General features: G+C 70.3%; 6 protein-coding genes and 1 rRNA gene. 5 read left to right on the top strand and 2 right to left on the bottom strand.

Features of this window, described 5'->3' with window-relative positions:
* The first annotated feature begins 184 nt into the window (after positions 1–184).
* The 5 genes from ACH41F_RS19605 to ACH41F_RS19625 are packed head-to-tail and all read left to right on the top strand — an operon-like array spanning position 185 to position 6814.
* Positions 185–1000 (top strand): hypothetical protein, encoded by an 816-nt coding sequence (locus ACH41F_RS19605; RefSeq protein ID WP_398836725.1) that lies wholly within the window; start codon positions 185–187, stop codon positions 998–1000.
* Positions 990–2315: a hypothetical protein gene (locus ACH41F_RS19610; protein WP_398836726.1), complete on the top strand. Its 1326-nt coding sequence runs from the start codon at positions 990–992 to the stop codon at positions 2313–2315. The genes ACH41F_RS19605 and ACH41F_RS19610 overlap by 11 nt, the downstream gene beginning before the upstream one ends.
* A 23-nt stretch (positions 2316–2338) precedes the next feature.
* On the top strand, positions 2339–3880 hold the full coding sequence (locus tag ACH41F_RS19615) for an SCO6880 family protein (RefSeq protein WP_391234011.1): 1542 nt from the start codon (positions 2339–2341) through the stop codon (positions 3878–3880).
* 14 nt (positions 3881–3894) lie between these two features.
* Positions 3895–5304, top strand: a complete 1410-nt coding sequence (locus ACH41F_RS19620; protein ID WP_391234010.1) for an ATP-binding protein — start codon at positions 3895–3897, stop codon at positions 5302–5304.
* A 19-nt stretch (positions 5305–5323) separates the two neighbouring features.
* Complete coding sequence (locus tag ACH41F_RS19625) at positions 5324–6814, top strand: TraM recognition domain-containing protein (protein WP_391234411.1); 1491 nt, start codon at positions 5324–5326, stop codon at positions 6812–6814.
* A 17-nt stretch (positions 6815–6831) separates the two neighbouring features.
* On the opposite strand, the gene ACH41F_RS19630 is transcribed toward ACH41F_RS19625, so the two are convergent.
* Together ACH41F_RS19630 and rrf are read right to left on the bottom strand one after the other, a co-directional pair.
* On the bottom strand, positions 6832–7386 hold the full coding sequence (locus ACH41F_RS19630) for a GNAT family N-acetyltransferase (protein ID WP_398836729.1): 555 nt from the start codon (positions 7384–7386) through the stop codon (positions 6832–6834).
* 152 nt (positions 7387–7538) lie between these two features.
* Positions 7539–7655, bottom strand: a 5S ribosomal RNA gene (rrf, locus tag ACH41F_RS19635).
* Between the last annotated feature and the right edge of the window lie 56 nt (positions 7656–7711).

Below are 7711 nucleotides of genomic sequence, written 5' to 3' on the forward strand. Positions count from 1 at the left end.
AGGCATTCCTCCGGTCACCGGGCGCGCCCGGCCATCACCTCCCATCCCACCCGCCCGTCGTGCCCACCGGCTGAGGTTGCGTCTCCCTGATGTCGAGTCACCACACCGCGCCCGCGCGGGAACCAGCACGGCTACCGTCGTACTCCTACGTGTTTCCGTACGACGTCGAGGGGGCGTACGCGGCATGAGTCCCGGTGACGAACACGAGGCCTCCGGCGGTTACGGCGGCTACGGCGGCTCCGGTCAGACCCGCACGCGTCTGCCGGAGGACGAGTACGGGGGCGGGCGTCCCCGCGCCCGCTCCTCGTCCCGCAGCCTGGTCACGGTGGTCGGCGTCGTGGTCGTCCTCATCGCCGCGATCGCCTTCGCGAACCGCGGAGGCGACGATTCCGCCTCACCGAGCGGGGCAAACGGCGGCGCGAAGCCGGAGGCGGCGACGACCGCGGCCACCGGGACCAAGCCGGTCCAGTCGGGCTTCGCCCGGGACGAACAGGGGGCGCAGAGCGCGGCGGCTAACTATGCGGTGGCGCTGGGGTCGGCGGAGATGTTCAACAAGACCAAGCGGGACAGCATCCTGCAGGCCATCATCACGCCTTCCCGGACCTCGCAGTTCGAGGCGACCCTGGACAAGGCCTACACGCCTGCCTTCAACAAGGCCGTGGGCCTGAACGAGGACGGCTCCACCCCGTCGGGCTACACCTTCGTCTCGCGTACGACACCGATCGGCACCAAGGTCACCCAGGGCTCCGCCGACAAGGCGACCGTCGAGGTCTGGTGCAGCGGCCTCCTCGGCCTCGCCGGCGACAACTCCACCAACCCGGTCACCAGCACCTGGTTCACCATCACCATGCAACTCCAGTGGACCGATGGTGACTGGAAGATCGTGACGCACTCCCAGAAGGCCGGCCCAACGCCCGTCCCGGGCGACGACAGGGCCTCCAGCGCCGACGAGATGGCCAAGGCCGTCGAAGAGTACGGAGGGTTCACGTATGCCCGGTAGCCGACGCGCAGTCAAGCTCGCCGCTGTCGTCACGGCCGTACAGACCACAGCCGTCCTCATGGCCACCCGTGCCTTCGCCGCGCCCACCCCCAGCCCCACGCCGTCGCCGACCGGCAGTAACAACCCCTGCGACCTGATCCACGGCCCCGCCAAGGACTACTGCGAACGCGGTGACCGCAGCGGTTCCGGCCGTTCGTCCCTCACCGACCCCACCTCCACCGCCGACCCCCTCTCCTCCCTGGCGAAGGGCTGCGCCGAGGCCGCTGCCTGGACCGTGGGCAAGCTCAGTGAGGCCGTGAAGGACACCGCGAACGTCGACTTCACCAACCCCAAGTTCCTCCAGCAGTACGCCGTCGTCTTCGCGGCCTCGACGATCCTCACGCTTCTGCTCTGGGTGCTCGCCGTGGCCAAGCGGGCCGTGCGCGGGGTGCCGCTCAGTACCGCCCTGTCCGAGGCGATCGGCTTCCTCTGGCTCACCGTGCTCGCGTCCGCGTTCACCCCGCTGATCCTCTACACCGTCGTCTCCGCCACCGACGGCGTCACCGAGGTCCTCGCGAAAGCCACCGGCGATCAGACCGACACGTTCTTCGGCACCTTCTCCGGCGCCCTGGAGAAGGGCGAGGACATCGGCGGCGGCCCGATCATGCTGATCGTGGTCTCCCTGGTCTCCATCCTCGCCGCCGGCGTGCTGTGGCTGGAGCTGGTCATCCGGGCCGCGCTGCTCTACGTCGGCGCCCTCCTCGGCACCGTCGTCTACGCGGGCCTGGTCGACAAGAACCTGTGGGGCCACGTCCGCCGCTGGGCGGGCATCATGATCGCCGTCATTCTCGTCAAGCCGGTCATCGTGATCGTCCTCGGGCTGGCCGGCGCGCTGTCCGCCGACGACGGCCCCGACGCGTTCTCCGCCGTGGTCTCCGGCCTCGCCATCATCCTGCTCGCCATCTTCGCCAGCGCGATGATCTACCGCTTCGTCCCCGGCTTCGGCGACGAGATCGCCGGCTCCCGCAACAACCGCATCATGCAGGGCGCGGAAGGAAAGGCGGCCGCCGTCATCAGCTCCCCGGCGACCCTCGTCGCCCAGGGCATCAAGACCCACAGCACCCGCGCCGACAACAACGGCGGCCCGTCCGCCGGCAGCGGCCCCCGCCCCTCCAACCCCGCCTCCGGCGGCGTGGCCGCCCACAGCACCCGCGGCTCAGGTGGCGGCGGCGGATCTGTCCCCTCCGCCGCACCCCAGCCCCGTTCGAGCAGCGCGGTGAACACCCCGCACGCCAGCAACAACCGCAACAACCGCACAGGAGGTGACGGGCGTTGACGGCTGATTCCCACGCAGCCCATATGTCCCACGCGGTCACACCCCGCCGTACCTATCTCATCGGCCGCGCCCGGCCGAACGCGATCGTCGGCCGCAACCGTGAGACCGGCGAGATCGCGCTCATCATCGTCGGCGCGTTCCTCGGCATGATGTGCGGGCTCCTCGTCCCCTTCCTGGCCCTGCGCATCGTGCTCCTCATGGGCTTCCCGCTGATCGCCCTGATGGCGGTCTACGTGCCCTACAAGCACCGCACGTTCTACAAGTGGTTCGAGATCAACCGCAGTTACAAGCGGTCCCTGCGCCGCGGCGCCACCTACCGCTCCAGCGTCATGGAGGCCGGCATCCGTGTCGACGGCCGCGAGGTCGAGGTCGGCCCGCCCCCGGGCATCGGCCGGATCACCTGGCTCGCCGCGCCCTTCGGCCCGGACGAGATCGCCGTACTGCTGCACGCGGACCGCAGGACCGTCACCGCCGCCATCGAGATCGAGGGCCCCGGCGTCGGCCTGCGCGACTCCGAGGACCAGGAAGCCCTCGTCGACCGCTTCGGCACGCTGCTCAAGCACGTGGCCAACGGCGACGGCTTCGTCACCCGCCTCCAGATGCTCGCCCGCACCCTGCCCGCCGACCCCGACGCCCACGCCAAGGACGTCGCCGTCCGCGGGGACGACAAGGCACCGGGCTGGTTGCAGCAGTCGTACGACCAGTTGCAGTCCATGGTGTCGACGAGCAGCGAGCAGCACCGCGCGTACCTCGTCGCCTGTATGCACTTCACCCGCGAGCTGTCCGCCGAGGCGCACGCCATGGCCCGCGCGGCCCGCCCCACGGCCGGCCGCAAGCTGGACCGGGACGCGGGGCTCGCGGTCGTGATGGCGCGTGAGCTGACCGACATCTGCTCGCGCCTTCAGGAGGCCGACATCCGCGTGCGCCAGCCGCTCGGTCAGGGCCGGCTCGCCTCGCTCATCCACTCCATGTACGACCCGGACCACCCCATCGACCACATCCAGGCGATGACCCGGCGCAACGCCTGGCCGGCCGAGCTGGACGCGATGGAGCCGACGTACCTCCAGGCCAAGACCCGCGAGTCCTCGACCCGCGCGCCCTGGTGCCACGCCACCGCGTGGGTGAAGGAGTGGCCGATGACCCCCGTCGGTGTCAACTTCCTGGCTCCCCTGCTGGTCCACACGCCGGACGTGATCCGTACGGTCGCCGTGACGATGGACCTCGAACCCACCGAGGTCGCCATCGAGCGCATGCTGACCGAGAAGACCAACGACGAGGCGGAGGCGTCCCGCGCCGCCAAGATGAACCGCACCGTCGACCCCCGTGACGTCGCCTCCCACAACCGTCTGGACCAGCGCGGTGAGGACCTGGCCAGCGGCGCGGCAGGGGTCAACCTCGTCGGCTACATCACCGTCTCCTCCCGCAACCCCGAGGCCCTGGCCCGCGACAAGCGGACCATCCGGGCCTCGGCCGGAAAGTCGTACCTGAAGCTGGAGTGGTGCGACCGCGAGCACCACCGCGCCTTCGTGAACACACTGCCGTTCGCCACCGGAATCCGAAGGTAGGGGCTGAGTCGCTGATGCGGGATCCGCTGTCCGTCCTCACCGACGCCTTCACGTCCTTCCTGTTCGGCAAGGTCGAGACCACCCGCCTGCCCGTCCGCACCTCCACCGGCCAGGCCCAGGCGGTCTACCTGCCCACGGCCGCCCCGGGGCTGGGCGACTCGGGCGTCATCATCGGCCGCGAGGTGTACTCCGGCAAGGGCTACATCTACGACCCCTTCCAGCTCTACGGCCAACAGCTCCCCGCACCCCACTGGCTGGTCCTCGGCGAGTCCGGCAACGGCAAGTCGGCGCTGGAGAAGACGTACGTCCTGCGGCAGTTGCGGTTCCGCGACCGCCAGGTCGTCGTCCTCGACGCCCAGGGCGAGGACGGCGTCGGCGAATGGAACCTCATCGCGCAGGAGTTGGGGATAACTCCCATCCGCCTGGACCCGATGGCCGCCCTGGACATGGGCATCCGGCTCAACCCGCTCGACCCGGCGATCACCACGACCGGGCAGTTGGCCCTGCTCCGGACCATCATCGAGGTCGCCCTCGGCCACGGCCTCGACGAGCGCTCCGGCTTCGCCCTGAAGGTCGCGCACGCCTACGTCAACGAGACCATCGTCGAACGCCAGCCGATCCTCACGGACATCGTCGAGCAACTGCGCCACCCCGAGCCGGAGTCGGCCGAGGCGATGAACGTCGACATAGAGGACGTGCGGGCCTGGGGCCTCGATGTCGCCCTGGTCCTGGACCGGTTGGTCGACGGTGACCTGCGCGGCATGTTCGACGGCCCGACGACGGTCGGCATCGACCTGGACGCCCCGCTGATCGTCTTCGACCTGTCACACATCGACCGCAACTCCATCGCCATGCCCATCCTGATGGCGATCGTCGGCGTGTGGCTGGAGCACACCTGGATCCGCCCCGACCGGAAGAAGCGCATCTTCCTGGTCGAGGAGGCCTGGCACATCATCAACAGCCCCTTCGTGGCCCAGCTGTTCCAGCGGCTGCTGAAGTTCGGCCGCCGGCTCGGCCTGTCCTTCGTGGCGGTCGTCCACCACCTGTCCGACGTGGTGGACGGGGCGGCGGCCAAGGAGGCGGCGGCGATCCTGAAGATGGCCTCCACCCGGACGATCTACGCCCAGAAGGCGGACGAGGCGAGGATGACGGGCCGGGTGCTCGGCCTGCCCCGCTGGGCGGTGGAGATCATCCCGTCGCTGACCCCCGGCATCGCCGTCTGGGACGTCAACGGCAACGTCCAGGTGGTCAAGCACCTCATCACCGAGACCGAACGCCCGCTGGTCTTCACCGACCGTGCGATGACCGAGTCCTCCAGCGACCTCGCGGACGACGCCCTGCGCGCCGCCGAGCTGGAGGCGGAGGAGCGGGCGGCGGCCTTCGTGGAGCAGCACATGGGCGACTCCGAGTCGACGGTGGCGTAGGCGGGGAGGACGGGTAATGGTGAGACCGGACGACCACCGGCACGAGGGCCAGGGCGGCATCCCCGACGGGCTGTTGGTCGGGATACTCGCCTTCCTCATCGGCATGACCGGTCTGGTCTGGTCGGCCACGGGCCTCGCAGGCGTGTTCGCCCACGGCCACTGGCCCCCGGGCGTCACCTTCACCCGTACGCCCCTGGCCATGCGCCACCTCGTCGTGCAACCGCGCGACATTCAGGGCGCCTGGCCCGAGACCCCGGCGGACACCCTGTCCGGGTACGGGCTGTTCTGGGGGCTGTTCATCGGCCAGCTGCTGGTGCTGATCGTCCTCGCCGTGTTCGTCCTCGGCACCTGGGCCCGCTGGAAGGCGGTCCGACGGGCCCGGAGGGCGGCACCGACCCTCCAGGAAACCCCGACCCTCCAGGCGACGCCGGTCGCGGAGCAGTCGCCGGTCGCACAGCAGCCCCCGCTCGTGACGCGGGCCCCCGCACCCCCGGAGCCGGTCACCGAGACGGTCGCGCTGCACGAGGTGCCCGTCCCCAGGGTGGAACCGGAGCCCCCGTTGCCGGAACCGGCGCTGCCCGCACGGGTGGAGAAGGTCCTGGTCGCCCCGCGGGACCGCCGTCAGGCCACCGCCACCCAGGCGGTACGCGACGCCGAGGGCGCCATCCTCGTCGTCACCTCGAACCCGGCCGTCTGGTCCGACACCAAGGACCCCCGCAGCAAGCTGGGCCCGGTCCACCTCTACGACCCCGCCCACCTGTGCGACACCCCGGCCCGCCTCCACTGGTCCCCCACCGCGGGCTGCGAGGACAAGGGGACGGCGGCCGCGAGGGCGGGCGCCCTGCTCTCCCCGGTCCGGCCCACCGCGAAGATCGACCAGGCCGTGGCCGACGTGGCCGAAACGCTCCTGCGCAGCTGCCTGCACGCCGCCGCCGTCGACGGCCGCACCATCCGCCACGTCCACCGCTGGGCCCAGGGCACCCAGATCCAGGACGCGGTCCGCATCCTGCGCACCAACCCCAAGGCGGCCCCCGGTTCGGCCGGAGAGCTCGAGGCCGCGCTCACCGCGCACCCCGAACGCCGGGACATCGCCCAGGAACTGACCGGACGAGCGCTCGCCGCCCTCTTCACGGTCAACATCCGTGAGGCGTGCACTCCCAACCGAACTGATGCCCTTGCCTTGGATTCCTTCGTCCACGAAGGGGGCACGCTTTACGTCGTGGGGGAATCCATCGAGGACCCCAGGACAAACCCGGGCGCCATGCCCCTCCTGACGGCCCTCGTCGCCAGCGTGGTCGAGCGTGGCCGGCACATGGCCGAACGGTCATCCTCCGGTCGCCTCGACCCACCACTGACGCTCGTCCTCGACGACGTCGCCGCCGTGGCCCCGCTCCCCCAGCTCCCGGAGCTGCTGGCCACCGGAGCGGACCGGGGCCTGCCGACCCTGGCACTGCTCCGGTCAAGGGAACAGGCAAGGGCCCGCTGGCCGCACGACGAACTCCCGGTCTGACAGGACCCGCTTGCCGCTCAGCCCCGCTCCAGCAGGAACTCCAGCTCCGTCTCCTCGTCCAACGGCACGACCTTCCCGCTCGGCACGAACCCCGCCTTGCGGTAGAACGCCTGGGCGCGCGGATTGCGCTCGTGCACGATGAGCCGCACCACCTCGACGCCGCGCCCCCACGCCCACTGCAGGGCGGCCGCGAAGAGATCCCGGCTCACCCCGCCGCCCCGCCACTCGGGCCGTACGAACACCCCGACCAGATGCCCCTGGTCCCGCTCGACGGGAAACCCGGCCCAGTCCTTCGTGCCGGCCTCCTCGATCAGCACGGTCACGGACCCGACCCAGCTCCCGTCCGCGGCCTCGGCCACGAACTGCCGTACCCCACCGGTGTCCTCGGCCGCCCCCGCGGCCCGCTCCCGCCAGAAGGACTCCGGATGGGTCAGCGCCTTCTCGTACGTCTCCAGGAAGGCGACCGGCGCGGCCGGGTCCTGGAGCGCGACGAGCCGCAGCTCCTTCACGGCGGGCCACTCGTCGGCACGTATGGGCCGGACGACGTACGGGAGGGGGTTCGAGTCACTCATACCGATCACGGTAGTACCCGGGTACCGACCCCCTCACCTCATATAACCCCGCGGCCGGATGCCCGGCCCCTGCGCAGTCTGTGGTGGGCCATCCCCCTGAAATAGAAAAAGCCCCGTACCGGATACCCGGTACGGGGCTTTTCTTAATATTTGTTCGGCGGTGTCCTACTCTCCCACAGGGTCCCCCCTGCAGTACCATCGGCGCTGTGAGGCTTAGCTTCCGGGTTCGGAATGTAACCGGGCGTTTCCCTCACGCTATGACCACCGAAACACTATGAAACTGTTTCAGCCGCACCACACCCGTGACCATGGGCATGGGGCTGTT

It is taken from the genome of Streptomyces sp. NPDC020489 (assembly GCF_044386545.1).
Taxonomy (GTDB): Bacteria; Actinomycetota; Actinomycetes; order Streptomycetales; family Streptomycetaceae; genus Streptomyces.